Raw genomic sequence first — 18,161 nt, 5'->3', positions numbered from 1 at the left:
AATGAGAAATGGGATTTTTTTGCTTTTTTTCTGCGCCAGTATTTTTGTATTTTTTCAAACCAAACAGGCCTCGGCTGCTCATTCCGGTAAGGAACATGGGGATTGGATTTATAGAACTGATAGCTCTAATTATCCACGCAATCGCCAACAGGCTTACAGAGAAGAAGATCATTCTCTCATACGGAATGCATTTCACCGTCTTTTCCATCGTGAACGGCAGCAAATAGTCGAACCACCCTACTTGGGAGCTCCGGATTGGCCTGTTCGAACCAAAGAAAATAGAGGTTCAGGGAAAAGCTGCCCTTAGCGAGTCAGGCTCAGGCGATCTATTCCGTCTGTTTGGAGGTAGGTATCGATGGCTTCAGCCATTTTCCTGCCTTCAGCGATAGCCCAAACGATCAGCGATTGTCCTCGGCGAACATCACCTGCCGCAAAAATGTGCGGAATTGATGTTTGGTAGGTCTTATTTGTGATGGGGCGGTTTTGTGCATCAAGCTCAATGCCTATTTTATCTAGTATTCCTTGTCGCCGAGGACCACTAAAGCCGATCGCAATTAAAACCAAGTCAGCTTTGAGTTCAGAACTCAAATTGGTTATTTCGGTGCCACTTCCATCTGTTTTTGCATCCATGATTCGCAGTCCAGAGACCTGAGCCTTGTCATTGCCGAGAAACTCCTGAGTGAGAATCGACCACTGTCTTTCTCCCCCTTCCTCGTGAGCGTGTGAAACTCTCATTTTCATGGGCCACTGAGGCCAGGGGGTCCCAGTGCTCCGCAAAAGCGGGGGGCGAGGTTGCACCTCTAGTTGAAGAACGCTCTTTGCTCCCTGACGTATTGCGGTCCCAACGCAATCTGAGCCGGTATCTCCTCCGCCGATGACAATCACGTTTTTATTGAATGCAGAAATCATTTTGTCGGGAGCCAGTTTTTCTCCGGAGTTGAGGATATTTTGCTGAACTAAGAATTCCATGGCGAAATGAATTCCACCGAGATCGCGACCAGGTATGATCAGATCTCTTGGCTGTTCCGCTCCCATGGTCAGGCCAATTACATCAAACTCGGAGGTGAGTTGGTCAATTGAGAAATCCTTGCCAATTTCAATGCCACAGCGAAATTTGATTCCCTCAGATTCCAACTGGCGGATTCTCACGTCCAGTCCTGATTTTTCATATTTAAAATTAAGAATGCCGTAACGAAGAAGTCCACCTGGCTGGGGGGATTTCTCGAAAATACTGACATTGTATCCGAGGCGGTTGAGTTGTTGGCCGGCAGTCAAGCCCGCTGGGCCTGATCCGATCAGAGCAATATTTTGAGAAAAGCGCTTTTTTGGTGGTAAAGGCTTTATCCAGTTTTTTGCTATCGCTAAATCGGCAAGAGTTTGTTCGATGGCCCGAATTGTAACGGGTTCACCGTCTTTTCCAGCAACACATGATGTTTCGCAGGGTGCGGGGCAGAGACGTCCGGTTATTTCTGGAAAATTATTTGTCTCCTCCAGCGCCTGCCAAGCAGAAAGAGTGTCTCCCGCGTGAAACTGATTATTCCATTCAGGAATCAAGTTCTCGAGCGGACAACCGTTGTGGCTCATGCAAAAGGGAACACCGCAGTCCATGCACCGGCCTGCTTGTTTTTGAATGCTATCAGCCGGAGGTTTGACCTCCACCTCTTTCCAATCCCTTTTTCGCTCCTCTACCGGTCGGTAGGTATGGCCCTTTCTCGGATATTTGAGAAAACCTCGAATATCACCCATGTTGAACCTCAAGTGGCTGTTTGGTCATGTCAAGTTTTGAAGTTGTGCTCGAATATTTCTTTTGAGGCATAGTTTCCCCGCGCCAAGTGACTGCAAAAAAGAGAGGCAGATTGATTTCCCAGTTTTCTAAAATTTCATGAGCTCGATGGCTGTTTGTGTAGGAATAGTGTTTTTCTATCATCTTCCTTAGAATCTGCTCTTGCTTGTCATTGTGAAGTGGCAAAGCCGTGACCATTTCTGGATTTATATTGTCCAAGAGCGTTTTGCTTTGATCCCAGACGAAAATTTGACCGCCCGACACTCCTGCGGCAAAGTTTCGTCCCACAGGACCCAAAATGACGACAGTTCCGCCCGTCATGTATTCACAGCCATGATCTCCCACTCCCTCAATGACAGCGGTGGCGCCACTATTTCGTACGGCAAAACGCTCTCCAGCAAGCCCATAGGCATAAAACTCACCAGATGTCGCCCCGTAGAGAGATGTATTACCGACGATGATGGATTCAGACGGCAAGAGAGGACTGTTAGCCGGTGGGAAGATGGCGATTTTCCCACCACAAAGTCCCTTTCCAGCGTAATCGTTGGCTTCACCTTCGATCTGTATCGAAATTCCTGGAATGAGGAAGGCCCCCAAACTCTGTCCGGCGGATCCCTTTAGCAGAAGGCGAATGCTATCTTCGCTCAGACCTGAAGCTCCGTATTTTTCAACCAAATGGCCGGAGAGTAGCGTTCCGGTGCAAAGATTGGTATTTTTGATATTCATGCGAATAGAGATGGATTCATTTTGTTCAACGGATTTTTCAGTCAGAGAAATGAGTTCGCGATCCAATACCTTATCAGGATGTGCGACACGCGAATGGGTCCGTTTAGGAAAAGAATGGATGGTTTGACTTCGATGTAAGAGAGTCGAGAGGTCCAAAGTTTTGATCTTCCAATTCTGATGATTTTGGTTCCAATCAAGGCGATCGACTCGTCCGCGCATTTCTTTGAGAGTTCGAAATCCCATCTTAGCCATGATTTGCCGAACTTCCTCAGCAACAAAAAAGAAGTATCGGATCAGATACTCTGAGGAACCTTTAAATCGTTCGCGCAAAATTGGATCTTGAGTGGCTATTCCGACTGGACAAGTATTGAGATGACATTTTTTCATCATCAAGCAGCCCTGAGTAATAAGGGGTGCTGTTGAAAAACCGAATTCGTCAGCACCCAACAGGCAGGCGATCGCGATGTCGCGGCCTGTTCTCATTTGGCCATCTGATTCAAGCCGAACTTTGTCTCTCATTCCGTTGAGAACCAGCGTTTGGTGAGTCTCGGCCAAACCCATCTCCCAGGGTCCTCCAACATGTTTAATTGACGAGAGAGGTGCTGCGCCAGTTCCACCTGTATCACCACTAATGAGAATTTTATCGGCGTAGGCTTTAGCAACTCCGGCCGCGACTGTTCCCACTCCGGCCTGCGAGACGAGTTTCACAGATATGGCGGCCTTAGGATTCAGATTTCGCAAATCAAAGATGAGCTGCTTGAGATCCTCAATCGAATAAATATCGTGGTGGGGAGGTGGAGAGATCAACGGAACACCTGGCGTGGCGTGCCGCAACCGAGCGATCGTTCGATCGACCTTGTCGCCAGGTAGCTGTCCTCCCTCGCCCGGCTTTGCTCCTTGGGCCATTTTGATTTGTATCTCTTGGGCGCTCCGCAAATAGGCTGCCGTGACTCCAAATCTCCCAGAAGCCACTTGCTTGATAGCTGAGTTCAAATTTTCAGTTTGACCCGAAGACGGATAGCGAAGGGGATCTTCGCCTCCTTCCCCAGAATTACTCTTGGCTCCAAGTCGATTCATTGTCTTGGCCAGCGTTTGATGAACTTCCTCGCTGAGCGCTCCAAGCGACATCGCGCCCGTCGTGAAGCATTTGACGATGCTCGCAGCCGATTCGACTTTATTGAGGGGCAAAGGTGTTGGAACAAAACGCAGGCGGAGAAGATTTCTCAGGTTGGTGGGATGCTGAGATTCTTCGTTCAGAAGCTCGGAATACTTCTTATATGCTGTTTTGCTCTCAGTACGAACCGCAACTTGCAAATTCTCTATTACTTCAGGTCGCCAACTGTGTACTTCTCCCTTGGGTCTATAATGAATATCGTTTCCAGCGGGAATAGAATCAAAGCGGGTGGTATAGGCAAGATCGTGCCGACGTTTGCTTTCTTCCTGAATTTCACGCAAGCCTAATCCGTCCAACCGAGAAAGAGATCCTGAAAAATGGGTGTCTACAACGCGGCGACTGATTCCGATGATCTCAAAAATCTGTGCACCTTTATAGGACTGAGCTGTCGAGATACCCATTCTTGAAAATATTTTGAGGAGTCCAGTATCAATTGCATGTCGGTATCGATCCAAAGCCTGATGCCACTCTTTAGATTTTGAATCCAGCAGAAGCTCTTGGCGAAGAGTTTCAAAAGCCAAATAGGGAACTACGCCACTGGCCCCATAACCCAACAGGCAAGCCACGTGATGAACGGTTCGAGGTTCTGCACTCTCTATTAAAATATCAATTTGCGAACGCGCCTTTTGACGAATCAGGTGCTGGTGGACGGCACTTACTGCGAGTAGGCTTGGAATTGGCAAATGATGAGCATCAAGTCCCCGGTCACTGAGAACAAGACAAGTGACGCCGTCAGCAACCATTTGATCCACTTTTTGGATCAAGTCATCGAGCGCATGAGTTAAACTGTCTTCGTTTTGTGCTTTATAGAGCAGTGAAAGGCGATAAATCTTCCAATCTGAATGTTCCCAACCCAGAAGGCTCTCGAGTTCGTCTTGGTTCAGGAGAGGACTGGGACACTCGACTCTGATTCCTGTAGCAACGCCTTCTGATAAAAGAGAAGGCAGCGGGCCTATCCACGACAAGAGAGACATCACTTGATTTTCACGAATAGGGTCAATCGGTGGATTTGTGACTTGCGCAAATGATTGGCGAAAATAATTAAAGAGCAATTGAGGTTGCTCAGAGAGGATGGCAAGGGGAGTGTCATTTCCCATCGAAGAGACAACTTCTTTGCCCTCTCGAGCCATAGGCAAAAGAACGGATTGGATTTCTTCTCTTGTGTAGCCAAAGGCACCTTGGAGTCTGGCGAACTCATTGGTTTCAAATTGGCTCTTATCCCCAGTGTCGTGTTTTGCAGGTCTGTTGCTGATCTTGCTCGGCTCAGGATCGAATCTTGTGATTTGCTTTAGTTGCACAGCGCTCTCTTTGAGCCAGTCGCCGTAAGGAGCTTTTTGGGCAAGTTCTGTTCTAATCTCTCGATCATTGAATATTTTTTGCTTGTCGGTGTCTACAATGAGAATCTGTCCCGGGGCGACTCGACCTTTGTGAGCAATCAGATCTTCGTCCTCACGAACAGCTCCCGCTTCGGAGGCGAGAATCACTCGTCCATCCTTTGTTTTGAAATACCGCAAAGGTCGGAGACCGTTACGATCAAGTTTGGCTCCGATCTGTCGACCATTTGTAAAACAGACAGCAGCAGGACCGTCCCAAGGCTCCATCAACATAGAATGATACCGATAAAAGTCGTATTCTTGTGGTGAGAGCTGTCGAAGGTTTTCCCAGGGATCAGGAATTAACATCAGGCCAGCGTGGGCGAGACTTCGGCCGTTTTGGTAAAGCAGTTCCAGAGTGCGGTCCAGACTTGCCGAATCGCTTTCAGATGGGTGGAGGAGAGGCAGAGTTTGAACATGAGTTTCGCCCAAGGATGAGCTTGCGAACCGGCCTTCACGGGCTCTCATCCACTTTCGGTTGCCCTTGAGCGTGTTGATTTCGCCGTTGTGGCAAAGATGGCGAAAGGGTTGAGCGAGTGACCAAGAAGGAAAGGTGTTGGTGCTGAATCGCGAGTGTACCAATGCGAGGGCAGAGCAAAATAAGGGATTCTTAAGATCAAGAAAAAACTGATCGAGTTGGCTCGGCTTGAGCATTCCCTTGTAGATAAGAGTGTTGGCAGACAAAGACAGGACGTAGGCGCATTGCGAGGGATGCAGACACGCCTCTTCGACCATTTTTTCAATCCGTCTTCTGATGAGGTATAGTTGTCTTTCAAAGGTTTCGGAAGGACCGGGACCATGGGGGTGCGTGACAAAAAATTGCCTGATCCGGGGTTGAAACGACCGCGCTAAGGGGCCAATTGTTTCTCCGTCAACAGGGACGGAACGCCATCCGAGAAAATTGAATCCGGCTTCAGCGACGGCTTGTTTAACAATATTTCGAACTGTTCTTCTTTCAAAATCATCTCGTGGGAGAAACATCATTCCCACGCCGTAGTGGCCAGGCGCAGGCAGTTGAATTCCGATCCCATGAGTGACTGAGACAAGAAAGTCGTGAGGTATTTGGCACAGAATTCCAGCTCCATCTCCTGACTTTTCATCAGCGCCCTCTGCCCCTCGGTGTTCAAGATTTTTAAGTAGCTCAAGAGCCTGACGAACAATTGCCGAGGATTTCTGGCCATTGATTTGCGCGATAAATCCTACGCCGCAAGATCCCTTTTCTAGACTTGGATCATAGAGACCCTGCTGTTTGGGCATTCCATGGTTCCTCAATTTACCAGCTCCTTGAATGATGGTTAATTAATGGAGAGTTCTTGTCTTTTCATTTTACTGTCGTTATATATTAGCGGCCGGAGGACCTGGGAGTTCCTAGCCCTCAACTGTTCGAAACCCTGCAGTACTTGCTGCATTTTCTCGTTCCGAAGAAATGTTTATCCCAAAGATCTAGAGATTCCACAAGAGTCAAATTTGCATCGCCCCAGAAATAGAATTTCCTCTGTTAGTGAATATCTGGTACGAGCGAATTTTCTCTCCAAATTATTTTATATTGATGGGTTGACGAGTTTTTTAATTTTGAATAATGGTTTCTGACAGGGATCTTGAATCTAGAAAATACTCAATCATTTATCTGAGTGTTTGAATCGCATGATACGAGGGGGCTTGCAATGCCAATCCAAGAAATCAACGCTGGTGATACGGCATGGTTGCTAACTGCATCGGGTTTGGTTCTTTTGATGACTCCGGGACTTGCCTTTTTCTACGGTGGAATGGTGAAGAAGAAAAATCTCATCTCCACGATGTTCCAAAGTTTCGTTTCAATGGGTTTGGTGAGTGTTCTTTGGGTTGTTGTGGGATTTAGTCTCGCGTTTGGGGAAAGCCTCGGAGGGGTGATTGGAAATCCGTTCACTTACCTTGGGCTCCGAAATGTGGGAGTGCATCCCAATCCCACTTTCGCAGCGACAATTCCTTTCGCCTTATTTGTTCTATTTCAGATGAAATTCGCAATCATCACTCCAGCTCTTATTACAGGGGCATTCGCGGAAAGAGTTCGATTTAAATCGTATCTTATCTTCTGCGTTTTTTTCAGTTTGTTCATCTATACTCCACTCGCCCACTGGGCCTGGCACCCTGATGGTTTCTTGCGAAAGTGGGGCGTCTTAGATTTTGCAGGAGGCACGGTCGTGCACATTTCGGCCGGAATTGCAGCTTTGGTGGCTGCACTGATGATGAGGGGACGTCAGGATAGGACGCATGCGCCCTCAAATATTCCATTTGTGCTTTTGGGTACGGGCATGCTTTGGTTTGGATGGTTTGGCTTTAATGCGGGTTCGGCCCTGGCAGCCAATGGACAAGCCGTTCAGGCGTTTTTGACGACAAACACGGCATCGGCGACGGCGATGTTAGTTTGGGTTCTTCTCGATTGGAAACTGCGGAAAAAGCCAAGTTGCCTCGGTGCCTGTGTTGGCGCTGTGGTCGGATTGGTGGCGATAACTCCAGCAGCTGGCTATGTTTCGTTTGGAGCAAGTCTCTTTATCGGGGCCATTGCATCGGCGATCAGCTATTCAGTGGTGATTTGGCGGGCAAAAAAGGGAATCGATGACACCTTGGATGTTTTTCCGTGTCATGGAGTGGGCGGAATCGTCGGGATGTTACTCACGGCAGTTTTTGCAGAAGAGGGTGGGCTGATTTACGGTAGTTCTGCTCTTTTGTTGAAACATGTAGGGGCCTTGTTTGTTGTGGTGGCTTTTGTATTGGTGATGACCTGGATTGGACTGAAATTGGTTCGGTTAATTGAGAATCTTGAAGTCTCCGTCGATGGAGAGAAACTTGGTTTGGACCTTCACCAGCACAACGAACAACTTGCCCTTTAGTTTATAGTTTAGCAAATTTGCTCGAAAGCTGCGCGCTTGAATTGTGTCCACTTTCTTTATTTAAACACTGTGACTTGCGACCTGATCTATCCGCGGCGGAGCTGACCCTCAACCTAACCCTCAAGCTTCGCCGCTTTTTTAATTCTTCTCTTTTGATTTCCTCTCCCGTTCTTTTCTTCTCTAGTCCTGTGGCAGGCACTGAGACTTAGAGGTCAAGGGGGGAGTCCATCAGTGAATCTTGATTTGTTTGGCCTTCGATGCCTCTATCTTAGGAACTGTGATAGTTAAAACGCCATCGGCATATTGGGCATCGACTCGGCCCTCATCCACCAGGTTCGGCAAACTAAATGAGCGCATGAAATACCCAGAACAAGACTCAGACAATAGATATCTTGCGTCCTTCTCGTCTCGGCGAACACTTCTCTCTCCGCTCACGGTAAGTCTACTGTTTTCCATTTCAATTTTCACATCTTCCCTTTTTACGCCTGGGATATCAAAATTAATGACATACTCCTTGCCAGTGTCCTTAAAATCGCAGGCTGGAGAGAAGTCGAAGGAACCAACCTCTTCCGGCCAAAGGGATGAGGTCTGAAAAGCCCGATCCATCTCATTTTCAATTTCTAGCAGAGCCTTCATAGCTGTTGGAACCCGTCGGCGGAATCTTTCTGGTAAAGTGGCAAGCGGATTTTTCATATGTATATCTCCTCCTGTGCGTAATGCACACATGTTGTTGCGATCACAGAGGATGCATGGAGCAAATCGTGGGCCACCTTGAAATCGATTTTAAAGCCCTCAGACAGATTAATTGAGTGGTCGTCGGGCCATTACTTCTCGCAGACTTTGGCGATTCGTCTCGATGGCGCCAGCTTGGTCATATTGCCTTGCGATTGATTGGGGAGCTCGGGATTGCTCGAGGAGGAGACTTGATGAGAAGCCAGCCGTAGTAGACAGTTCCTCGACCTATGAGAGTCTTGGGCCAGCTTTAATCTCGTTTGCCAAGGCGAAGTGCTCACACTTAAGATGTGTTGCGAAGGAGTAATCTATGCTTTGGAGGCTTCCGATGCACGGGCATGAGCTATCAATTCCTTAACTTCACATTCATCAGAATTTATTTCTCTCATAACGCCTTCTTCTGGCTTGTCTGCTGATCCAGCGCAACTTACGTCAACGAAAAACGTACTCAATACCATGAATGCGTTTAAACTCAAGCCCTCCTCGGTGCTGGGATTATGATTCAATCGGGGGTCTAGGTGCACCCATCACGAGGCAACTACCCCTTTCGGTACGATTTCCTATGAGTCAATTCGGGGAAAATGTCGTGAATTTAGGCTGGTATTTGTATTGCATTACGATAGAGTTCCCCAATAATAGTGGACAGTTTTCTTCGAGCGGTTTAATCAAACCGATAGGAGATAACAATGAGTTCAAAGAGAAGGGCTTTTTCACAAGAGTATAAGACCGAAGCCGTTGATTTAGCTGAGAAAATTGGCACAACAAAAAGAGATTGCATTCATCGCTTGGCTATCAGAGTCCTTTGGAGTATGAATCAACACTAAATGCCGCCTGAGAAACTATCCACTTTTGCTGGGGAATTCCACGATGATGAAATTCATAGGGGTGAAACGGTCAAATTTGGCTCTTTTTTTGTCAACGGCGTTGACACTTGTTGTCCTTTTTTCGGCAACAAGGGTGCCTGCAACTGAAGTTATTGACGCCATGTCATGTCCGTATTTGCTGCGATTAAAACCTCTATTGTCACAAGGTAATTCTGAAATTACGCATGCCAGGAAGAGATATTCCGGAGCAACCATAGAGGTCGACGGACGTACTTATGTCCAAGAGGAATTGCATTTAAACTCGTTTCCACCCTATTTCAAAGGGGTCGTACATACCCTTCAATCTTTGTCAGGTGACGGTTGGCTAAGTACCTTTCGAGAGGTTGGAGTTTTTGTTGCGATAGAAAGAGACGGATCGGTTGTTGTATCCAACTATATGACTTCTGGCTCATCCGACGGAATTTCAGAAGAGGTTCTTGATGCTAATTTAGTGAATCTCATCGGGGCTCTCAAAGAGGCACCTGTCTCAATTCAACTTTTACACACACATCCGCGAGGTCCAATGGCTCATACAATTTCACGACAAGATGTGAGATATGCTGAACATGCAGTTGGAAAGATCGCAGACTTCAATTTTTATTCTAGGTTTGAAATGATTGCACTCCCTTGGGAGCTGACCTATCTCGGAGAAATTGAATGGGTAGAAGCCCCTCCTGTCGGCGTTAAGAATTGGGTTCGACAAACAAAGATAGAGAAATTTGAGCCAGTAGTGTTACGAGTGAAAATGGGTCCTGTTATAAACGCAATTGGTCATTAAAGACTGGCGCGAGTACGTCTGGAAGCGGGTCTCTAAGAGGCAATCTGAGAAGCTTTGGAAGAAACGGTACAAAAAGACCTTGCTTCCTGGAGAAGGGATGCTTGGTTACCGCACGTGCCGCAAAGCCCATGGCTTCAGACGTGGGGATACAGTGCGCACCCCACTTGAAGAATTAATCAGTGCCTTAAAAATTGCTTCGTCCACTTGTTGCCAATCACAGAAGTTGCATAGAGCAAATCGTGGGCACCTTGAAATCACTGCTAGACCTTTCAGACAGATTAATTGAGTAGTCGCCGGGCCATTATTTCTCGCAGACTTTGGCGGTTCGTCTCTGATTTTTGTCTTGGTGGAGATATTCCTTGAAACTTATAGCAGATCCGTGAAATACTCCGATCCACTCTTGCCCGAGCTTAAAACAATTGAGCCTGTGCAAGTTGGTTTTCGAATTTCATTGAGAGAATCATTAAAAATATCATTGAAAGATCCGGCTACTTATGCGGCTGCTTGCACTCCTTCTTCGCCGCCGTCCTTGACTAGAAAAAATTGATAATCTTGCGCTCATTTTTCAAAAGATTCTCTGGATCGAGTTTCTTGCCTCTATGTTTGGAAACTGATCGGAAAGTTCTTAGATACGTGGATAGGAAAAATGCGGTGCCCATCTAAGCCAATCTGATCGAACCTTCAGTTATTTGAGCCGAGTTGTCCAAGCCGAAGGATCAGACAAATATCTAGGTCTTGTACTTGATCAGTTAACTTGTAAAGCAGGATTCCCGATAAAATGGAATGTGGACTCGCCATAGAATCTTAGGTTCTTTCATTTTATTACTTTTTCTTTTGAAACCAAACAGCACTCATTTTTCTTCGATGCTTGACTCGTTTTCTCGTAAGGAGTCCGAATCGCGGGAACTATCATCTGAGGAATTCAAAATTAATCAAGAATATGGACAAAGCGAAGATCAGGGATTTCACACTTACTATGATAGGTACCTCAAACTCATTCCTGATAAGAACCTTAAAAGAGCACTTTCGTCCTATTTAGCTGAAGTTTCTCAGATCCATTCCGGCGCAAATGAAAGTCTTGAGGTCGGAAACCAAAAAATCTTGGATGAAAACTCCTGCATCGCTGAAATAGCTGCAGAGTTCTATCTCGATCTTATGAAGGAGGATTTGTTGCGAATTAAGTCCCAGCTTGACCGACCCAATCGACTATTAAGCTATCGAATTGCGCTTGATGAAGAAGCAGGAAAGGGTTTCTGGAAAAATAAGGAACCTGGCTTTGTCTGGACGAGATTGATGGAAATCACTGACAGTAACCCAAATTTGGCTATTGCGATCATTAAGCTGTGCGGGCACGATGATGCAATTAACCAAAAGCCGCAGATGAGTTCTCACCACAGCGCCTTTCCGCGATTGAAGCAGCGCCAAGCACGAATTATAGAATTTTTTGAAAGATCTTGGCAGGATCGCCCAGCGGGCATTACGGAATGGTTGGAAGAAATAAAAAATCAAATCGTGTCGAATTCGGCTGTCTGCCGAACTCGGCGTTATATCTTCCAAAATCATTGGGTTTCGACGTCGACATAAATGAAAATCTGAAAACAAGAATTGGTAGGCTGCAAGCTCCTAACAAGGGACTTTCTGCGTTGCCTGCAAAATATTACCATCTGATCGCAGGTGCCGCTACCGGGTGTCGCTTTAAGCAGGAGACTGGCTATAGTTTTGTTGGTTCAAATATCACTCGCGCGGGCGCAAAATTCTATCGAGCAAAGTCATTGAGTGGAAAATGGCTAAATATTCAGCTTCCCGACGACCTTAAGGCTTGGGATTCGCTTACGCTGGAGTATTTTTCAGACGAAAAAATCCGTGCTCTGATTTCGTTGCGGAAAGGCGCAGATCTCTCCAAAATCAAGTCGGCAACAGAATTTGACTTGTACCTCAAGGATCTATTTCTAACGCTGAGGGATGATGAACTTGATGAGATGAGCATCAAAGACTGGCGCCAGTACATCTGGAAGCAAGTCTCTCGGAGGGACGCTGCGAAGCTTTGGAAAAAATGGTACAAAAGGAGCTCGATGCCTGGAGTCGGGGAAGTATGGTTGCCTAATCGCGCTCGTCGGCCTGAATTTGAGGATCAACGAGTTTGGAGTTCGGCCCCCCATTATTTGTCACCTTTTGTCAAAACACCCGATTGTGAGGAGAATTGGACCAGTGATCGCTGCCTTGATGCAATTGCCGTTATGGATAGCTGGGAAGTAGATTTTGAATGGTCAGAAGAGGCTCAATGGGTTGGTGCAAGATTTGGCGAGAAAAACTGCCGAAAACTTGAGTTGAATGAGTCACTGGAAACCATTGCTTGCTCGGCACTGGCAAAGCGACAAAAAGAGGTGGGAGAGTCCTCGAGTGACTCCGACCCGGCGAGAAGCTCATCCGGGGCAGATGCAGCTCGCTAGATTTTGAATGATTCCTGCTATGTTATTCCAGAGTGAGCCCTGGTACTGAATTCGAACGATTCTTCAAAACATTCTCTGGATCCATTTCCTTGTTGCATCAGAAGTCACACGTACACTAGAGATGTGAGAGAGCAATTGGGATTCTGCAGTTTTTAACCGGTTCAGACCTTCAAATGGGGGTGAGGCTTGGCTCAATTTGTGATTTTTCGCCGTATCGACGAGCTTTTGACGATGAGTGGTGTGTCAGAAAAGAAGGGGCGTCGCTCCACAACGAAGGATCTGGGTATCATTTCAGACGGGGCGGTGGTGGTTGAAGCGGGTGAAATTCGTTGGGCGGGCCCTGAGCGACAGCTGTCGAGCCACGTGATTAGGAGTCTGACTGGAAAGGCAAGTTTGGAGGAGGTGGACTGCAGTGGCCTCAGTGTTCTTCCTGCTTTTGTTGAAGCGCACACGCACAGTGTTTTTGCGGGCAGCCGAGCGGATGAGTTTGAGCAACGGGTGCAGGGTGCGACGTATCAGGAAATCTTTCAGAGAGGTGGGGGAATTCTGTCCACGGTTCATCACACTCGCATTGCCGATGAGAGAGAGCTCATTGAACTACTTAAACCGCGCGTGGATGCTTTCATCTGTCAAGGGGTTGGAACCTTGGAGATCAAGAGCGGATATGGGCTTGATTTGGAAACTGAACTTAAAATGCTCAGTGTCGCGGGCAAAGTGAAAGGCCCTCGTGTGGTCAGAACTTTCCTTGGACCTCATGCCCTTCCGGAGGGGGCTGTTGGTTGTGATGAATATTTGGACGAAGTGATCGAATCAATGCTTCCTGCGGTTATTAAAGGCAAACTCGCCGAGCGAGCGGATATTTTTATTGAGAAAGGGTTCTTTGGACTTGAGCAGGGCAGACGGTATCTAGAGGCAGCCAAAGAATTGGGTTTTGGTTTGACGGGGCACATGGATCAGCTTCAGCGCTTAGGGGGAGGTATCTTAGGGGCTGAACTGGAAGCTCAATCAGTGGATCACTTGGTGCAGATTTCGCCGGAAGACGTGAAGCAGCTTTCGAAATCTGAATCAGTATGTGTTCTGCTGCCCACCGCTGATTTTTATTTGCGCATGCCCTATCCGCCTGCACGGGCCCTTCTGGATGCGGGGGCGAGAGTGGCCCTGGCGACGGATTTTAATCCTGGCAGCTCGCCAAGCTGGGACTTGGCTTTGGTCGGGGTGCTTGCGCGCGTAGAGATGCGAATGACTTTAGCCGAAGTCTTGGCAGCTTACACGGTAAATGCAGCGGCAGCCTTGGGGTTAGGCGATGTCTGCGGATCAATTGAAGCCGAAAAATCTGCTGATCTCATACTGATAGACGGGCGTTGGCAGGACCTATTTATGCAGGTGGGTCATCTTCCTGTGGTTGAATCCTGGGTAAAGGGAAAAAGAATCTTCAGTTCCAGATGATGATATAGAAAAAAGCTTAAAATATCTTAAATAAGTTTTGCTTTTGAGAAGTAACCTTGAATAGTCTTGGGGTACTTTCACCATTATTCATTGGATGGAAAAAATGATGAACGAATCAGTGACCAGCTTGACTCAGTCCAATTTTTATTCACCGGCCTTTAATGCTGCGATTTTCGATGGTCCCATTCGTCTTTATTTTGCGCAATACCAAGAGGCCGTCGCATTGAAAATTTATTTTCGGATGCAAAATGAGCTAAAGGAAGGCTATCAGAGGGCGAGGGAACTGCATCGACAGGTAGGAAAACATCTGTTTGTTATGCTTTATCCATCCTCAGAGGCATTTGATACCTCTTTTCCTGAGAGGGCTCCTTGCACGGTCTGTCGCAGTCGTCTGGGCGATGATGATGTTGTAGGAATTCGTGGTCTTATTCCTGATGAGGAATTTGAGAAAATATATGATGAAATTTCCGATATCTTTGATACTTGGAGGATATTTGCGCCTGGGGGCCCTACCCTGACAGTGTAGGTCGCCTTGTCTCCAAAACTAATTGAATTGACTTATTTCTAAAAAAGGCATAGGGGCTCAAGGCTGAGTTGCATGGCGAATATTTTCTGGCCGAGAAACTTGGTGTTTCAGAATCAAAGCAGGGAGTAAAAAATGAAATCCATATTGATAACAGTAAGAAAAATCTTGGTAGTTTCGCTTATTTTTGGGTTGGGTGGTTCGGCGTCCTTAGTGCACGCAGAGGAGCTTGGAAAAGTCAGCTATGATTTTCATTGGGTAACTCCAAATGATAAGATTGCAGTTGAGATCGTTGATGATCCGGATATAAAAGGTATCAGTTGCTATATCAGTAGGCCTCAGGCCGGTGGCTTTGAGGGTACTGTTGGTGTTGCCGATAACCAGTCGGATGCATCTATTTCTTGCGTCCAGGTGGGACCGGTCAACCTTTCGGATGCGAATAAATTGGGCGCCTCTGAGAGGATTTTCTCTGAGCGAAGATCGCTGGTTTTCAAGGAAATGTATGTCGAGAGATTTATTGATTTCAAAAGGCAAACTGTCGTTTACATGGTCTATACGAAAAGGATTACCGAGGGCTCGCCTCGCAGTTCTCTTTCTGCTGTTAGAATCAAGCCTTGGTCCAGATCCAGATGATAAATGATAAGTGATAAATCATGAGTGATAAACGATAATAAATAGCAAATAGGCTCCACTCTTTATGGCATCACCGAGTCTCGCCTGGCGGCTTGATTGGATTCAAGGGTCCCATGTCGGGCTTTCACTGAAGCTCCCTATTTGCGCCATGAAAGGGTGGACTTTTATGGCTTTTTAAGGTCGTCGGCCGAGTCTTCACCGATTACTTGAATGATTTGATACCACTTTGAAATCAGAAATCCCGGACGATCCGAATTTCGACTAACCATGAAGGATGTGATAAGAAGGGCGACTGAAACAACAATGACCATCAAGAGGATATACTCCACCAAGATTTGGCCCCGGTTGTTTTGAACTGCGCCTGTCATTGTTGCTTATCGGATGAACTGTCTCAATCTTGAATGGTTCAACCGAGGAAGAGAAATTCTGCCTTGGAATGGAGTTTAAATAAAATGATAAGACAATATGACTAAAGAAAAATGGACTTTCGTTTGGCGAGTTCATTGTTGATGGCTTTCTGCATACGTTCCTGGATATCAAGACAGATATCATGGACGAGTTCTCTGTTGTCGGCAGCTTCTGCCTTATAGGGGAGGTAGATCGGTTCCAAGAATTTAATTTTCCATTTTGCTGGGAGCGGAATTAAATTCAGGGGTAAGGGAAGAACGAGGCCATGTAGAGCCTTTGGTAAGCGCAAGCGTGAGAGATTGATGTGAGTTTCTTCAGCACCAATCACAACGACAGGTATAATTGGTGCCTTCGTCAAAAGGGCCATTCGCACAAATCCTCGCTTGAATTCTTGCAGTCGGTAAGCCTTGCTTGTGGGCTTGAAGTTTCCGTACTCACCTTCAGGAAAAAGAACGACAAGCTGATTCTTGAGTAAGCACCGAATACCGTTGGTTGCCGTTGCTTCGATAAATCCAAGCTTGTTCGCTGGGGCGGCTGTCTTTTTGGTAAGAAACCACAAATGGTGGGTTAAAACTTTCGGTGTTCGGCCCGAACTTTTGCGGATTTGATTCGCAAGAATAAGTGCATCTATTCCGGCATAACCAGAGTGATTGGGACAGATGATCGCCCTCCCATCGCGAGGTAGATTTTCACCCCCCTCAACTTTCAGACGGAAATATCTCGCCAAGAGATCAAGGAATATTCGAGGAATTACGCGGTACAATAATGCTTCATGATGAAAATTCTTAATTCCGAAATGGGGTATTTGAATTTTCGCATTATCTTTAGGTGATTTTTTCATCGAGACTACCTATGTTAGAGAGAGTGGAGTTCTCATATGTCAACACAGTACATTTTGTCCATCGATCAAGGAACAACCGGCACAACTGTAAGTATTATAGGTCAGGACGGGAAGTGTCTTGCAAAAACCAACGAGGAATTTGAGCAGATTTATCCTAGGCCGGGTTGGGTCGAGCACGATCCCGAGGCAATATGGCTCTCAGTGGTTTCAAGTATTCGCAAAACATTGGAATTGGCCAAGATTTCAGGGCAGAAAATCGCCGGAATTGGAATAACCAATCAGCGAGAGACGGCGGTGATCTGGGATCGAAAAACTCAGAAACCAATATATAACGCCATTGTCTGGCAATGTCGCAGGACCACAGCATCTTGCGAAAAACTTAAGAAGAACGGAAAAGCCAAGCTTATTCAAGGTAAAACAGGCTTGGTTGTTGATCCCTATTTTTCAGCATCAAAATTTCGCTGGATTTTAGATGAAGTCAGTCAGGCTCGGAAGCGCGCAAGCTTGGGCCAACTTGCAGGGGGAACGATTGATTCGTTTCTTTTGTGGCGTCTCAGTTCCGGACAATCCCATTGCACGGATGTTTCCAATGCTTCTCGAACTCAACTGATGAATATTCACAAAGGAAGTTGGGATACCGAATTGCTGAAACTTTTCTCTATTCCTGATGCCATTTTGCCTCAAATCTCTCCCTCGTCTGGAATTTTTGGCTACACAAAAAATTGTCCAGGACTTCCCGACGGGATTCCGATCTCGGGAATTGCCGGCGACCAACAAGCAGCCTTATTTGGCCAGACCTGTTTTACTCCGGGTGAAGCCAAATGCACCTTTGGCACGGGCAGTTTTCTTTTAATGAACACCGGAGATAAAGCTATCAGGTCCAAATCTGGAATTTTGACGACCGTGGCCTGGCAGTTAAAGGGCCAAAAGAAGCTCACCTATGCTCTTGAGGGTGGAGCTTTTATTTGTGGAGCAGCGGTGCAGTGGTTGAGAGACGGTCTTGAGTTTATCGAGAATAGTCGTGAAGTTGAAATTTTGGCAAGCCAAGTGGAAAGTTCCGATGGAGTTGAGTTTGTCCCTGCTCTGACTGGACTTGGAGCTCCGTACTGGGATCCTCGTGCCAGAGGTCTTATTTCGGGACTCACTCGTGGAACAAAGCGAGCACATTTGGCTCGAGCAACTCTGGAATCAATGGCCCTCCAAAATGTCGATATTTTATTAGCCATGGAGAAGGATCTTGGTCGTCGCCTCAAAGGTCTTCGGGTTGATGGGGGAGCAAGCGCTAATAATCTTCTGATGCAATTGCAGGCAGATTATTTAGGTAGCGTCATTTTACGTCCCAGCCTGATTGAGACAACGGCGGCTGGTGCTGCTTTTTTGGCAGGTCTGGGAATTGGTTTTTGGAGTGATTTGAATGAAATAAAAGCGGCTTGGAAAGCGGATCAGGAATTTACCCCCAGCCTCACCAAGAAGCAAAGATCCAAGCGCTTGTCTCATTGGCATGAGGCCGTTGGTCGGGCCATGTACCATTCGGAATCTTGAAATTCCCCTCATATTTGTC

At 46.7% G+C, this 18,161-nt stretch carries 16 protein-coding genes; 10 read left to right on the top strand and 6 right to left on the bottom strand.

The genetic code is table 11. The annotated features are described in order from the left end of the window. Position 1: 1 nt before the first annotated feature. On the top strand, positions 2-307 hold the full coding sequence (locus IPJ71_06860; GenBank protein MBK7843405.1) for a hypothetical protein: 306 nt from the start codon (positions 2-4) through the stop codon (positions 305-307). Here the strand turns inward: IPJ71_06860 and IPJ71_06855 are convergent. Together IPJ71_06855 and gltB are read right to left on the bottom strand one after the other, a co-directional pair. Next, entirely contained in the window at positions 304-1,746 is a 1,443-nt protein-coding gene (locus tag IPJ71_06855; protein MBK7843404.1) for a glutamate synthase subunit beta, read from the bottom strand. The genes IPJ71_06860 and IPJ71_06855 overlap by 4 nt on opposite strands. Then, a complete protein-coding gene (gltB, locus tag IPJ71_06850) occupies positions 1,739-6,313 on the bottom strand; it encodes a glutamate synthase large subunit (protein MBK7843403.1) in 4,575 nt (1,524 codons plus the stop codon). Before gltB ends, IPJ71_06855 begins: the two co-directional genes overlap by 8 nt. Positions 6,314-6,720: 407 nt before the next feature. Between gltB and IPJ71_06845 the strand changes: the two genes are divergently transcribed. Further along, on the top strand, positions 6,721-7,926 hold the full coding sequence (locus tag IPJ71_06845; GenBank protein MBK7843402.1) for an ammonium transporter: 1,206 nt from the start codon (positions 6,721-6,723) through the stop codon (positions 7,924-7,926). A 228-nt stretch (positions 7,927-8,154) separates the two neighbouring features. Here the strand turns inward: IPJ71_06845 and IPJ71_06840 are convergent, their stop codons facing one another. Both IPJ71_06840 and IPJ71_06835 read right to left on the bottom strand, forming a co-directional pair. Continuing rightward, a complete protein-coding gene (locus tag IPJ71_06840) occupies positions 8,155-8,619 on the bottom strand; it encodes an Hsp20/alpha crystallin family protein (protein MBK7843401.1) in 465 nt (154 codons plus the stop codon). A 347-nt stretch (positions 8,620-8,966) separates the two neighbouring features. Then, on the bottom strand, positions 8,967-9,134 hold the full coding sequence (locus IPJ71_06835; protein MBK7843400.1) for a hypothetical protein: 168 nt from the start codon (positions 9,132-9,134) through the stop codon (positions 8,967-8,969). Between the two features lie 210 nt (positions 9,135-9,344). Between IPJ71_06835 and IPJ71_06830 the strand changes: the two genes are divergently transcribed. From IPJ71_06830 to IPJ71_06800, 7 genes are all read left to right on the top strand, one after another. Further along, positions 9,345-9,482 (top strand): hypothetical protein, encoded by a 138-nt coding sequence (locus IPJ71_06830; protein ID MBK7843399.1) that lies wholly within the window; start codon positions 9,345-9,347, stop codon positions 9,480-9,482. Positions 9,483-9,525: 43 nt separating this feature from the next. Then, entirely contained in the window at positions 9,526-10,299 is a 774-nt protein-coding gene (locus tag IPJ71_06825) for a hypothetical protein (GenBank protein MBK7843398.1), read from the top strand. A gap of 864 nt (positions 10,300-11,163) precedes the next feature. Beyond that, on the top strand, positions 11,164-11,883 hold the full coding sequence (locus tag IPJ71_06820; GenBank protein ID MBK7843397.1) for a hypothetical protein: 720 nt from the start codon (positions 11,164-11,166) through the stop codon (positions 11,881-11,883). Continuing rightward, a complete protein-coding gene (locus IPJ71_06815; protein ID MBK7843396.1) occupies positions 11,862-12,749 on the top strand; it encodes a hypothetical protein in 888 nt (295 codons plus the stop codon). The genes IPJ71_06820 and IPJ71_06815 overlap by 22 nt, the downstream gene beginning before the upstream one ends. Before the next feature lie 231 nt (positions 12,750-12,980). Continuing rightward, positions 12,981-14,195, top strand: coding sequence for an imidazolonepropionase (locus IPJ71_06810; GenBank protein MBK7843395.1), 1,215 nt, complete (start codon positions 12,981-12,983; stop codon positions 14,193-14,195). A 103-nt stretch (positions 14,196-14,298) separates the two neighbouring features. Then, positions 14,299-14,721: a hypothetical protein gene (locus IPJ71_06805; protein ID MBK7843394.1), complete on the top strand. Its 423-nt coding sequence runs from the start codon at positions 14,299-14,301 to the stop codon at positions 14,719-14,721. 132 nt (positions 14,722-14,853) lie between these two features. Then, positions 14,854-15,351, top strand: a complete 498-nt coding sequence (locus IPJ71_06800; protein MBK7843393.1) for a CreA family protein — start codon at positions 14,854-14,856, stop codon at positions 15,349-15,351. Between the two features lie 164 nt (positions 15,352-15,515). On the opposite strand, the gene IPJ71_06795 is transcribed toward IPJ71_06800, so the two are convergent. Then, positions 15,516-15,719 carry a class III signal peptide-containing protein gene (locus tag IPJ71_06795; protein MBK7843392.1) on the bottom strand — a complete coding sequence of 68 codons (204 nt, stop codon included), beginning with the start codon at positions 15,717-15,719 and terminating at the stop codon, positions 15,516-15,518. Positions 15,720-15,820: 101 nt separating this feature from the next. Then, positions 15,821-16,600, bottom strand: coding sequence for an acyltransferase family protein (locus IPJ71_06790; protein ID MBK7843391.1), 780 nt, complete (start codon positions 16,598-16,600; stop codon positions 15,821-15,823). 36 nt (positions 16,601-16,636) lie between these two features. Between IPJ71_06790 and glpK the strand changes: the two genes are divergently transcribed. Beyond that, a complete protein-coding gene (gene glpK, locus IPJ71_06785) occupies positions 16,637-18,142 on the top strand; it encodes a glycerol kinase GlpK (GenBank protein MBK7843390.1) in 1,506 nt (501 codons plus the stop codon). The last annotated feature ends 19 nt before the right edge of the window (positions 18,143-18,161 follow it).

The sequence above is a fragment of the Bdellovibrionales bacterium genome, assembly GCA_016714165.1.
Classification (GTDB): domain Bacteria; phylum Bdellovibrionota; class Bdellovibrionia; order Bdellovibrionales; family UBA1609; genus JADJVA01.
Note: the sequence above shows the minus strand (reverse complement) of the source record. Positions and strands in the feature narration are given on the sequence as shown.

Bases quoted from the DNA above. Each gene is read 5' to 3' on its own strand.
- IPJ71_06825 (MBK7843398.1), top strand. From the start codon at position 9,526: ATGATGAAATTCATAGGGGTGAAACGGTCAAATTTGGCTCTTTTTTTG.
- IPJ71_06790 (MBK7843391.1), bottom strand. From the start codon at position 16,600: ATGAAAAAATCACCTAAAGATAATGCGAAAATTCAAATACCCCATTTC.
- IPJ71_06810 (MBK7843395.1), top strand. From the start codon at position 12,981: ATGAGTGGTGTGTCAGAAAAGAAGGGGCGTCGCTCCACAACGAAGGAT.
- IPJ71_06805 (MBK7843394.1), top strand. From the start codon at position 14,299: ATGATGAACGAATCAGTGACCAGCTTGACTCAGTCCAATTTTTATTCA.
- IPJ71_06845 (MBK7843402.1), top strand. From the start codon at position 6,721: ATGCCAATCCAAGAAATCAACGCTGGTGATACGGCATGGTTGCTAACT.
- IPJ71_06840 (MBK7843401.1), bottom strand. From the start codon at position 8,619: ATGAAAAATCCGCTTGCCACTTTACCAGAAAGATTCCGCCGACGGGTT.
- IPJ71_06860 (MBK7843405.1), top strand. From the start codon at position 2: ATGAGAAATGGGATTTTTTTGCTTTTTTTCTGCGCCAGTATTTTTGTA.
- IPJ71_06820 (MBK7843397.1), top strand. From the start codon at position 11,164: ATGCTTGACTCGTTTTCTCGTAAGGAGTCCGAATCGCGGGAACTATCA.
- IPJ71_06855 (MBK7843404.1), bottom strand. From the start codon at position 1,746: ATGGGTGATATTCGAGGTTTTCTCAAATATCCGAGAAAGGGCCATACC.
- IPJ71_06800 (MBK7843393.1), top strand. From the start codon at position 14,854: ATGAAATCCATATTGATAACAGTAAGAAAAATCTTGGTAGTTTCGCTT.
- glpK (MBK7843390.1), top strand. From the start codon at position 16,637: ATGTCAACACAGTACATTTTGTCCATCGATCAAGGAACAACCGGCACA.
- gltB (MBK7843403.1), bottom strand. From the start codon at position 6,313: ATGCCCAAACAGCAGGGTCTCTATGATCCAAGTCTAGAAAAGGGATCT.
- IPJ71_06830 (MBK7843399.1), top strand. From the start codon at position 9,345: ATGAGTTCAAAGAGAAGGGCTTTTTCACAAGAGTATAAGACCGAAGCC.
- IPJ71_06795 (MBK7843392.1), bottom strand. From the start codon at position 15,719: ATGACAGGCGCAGTTCAAAACAACCGGGGCCAAATCTTGGTGGAGTAT.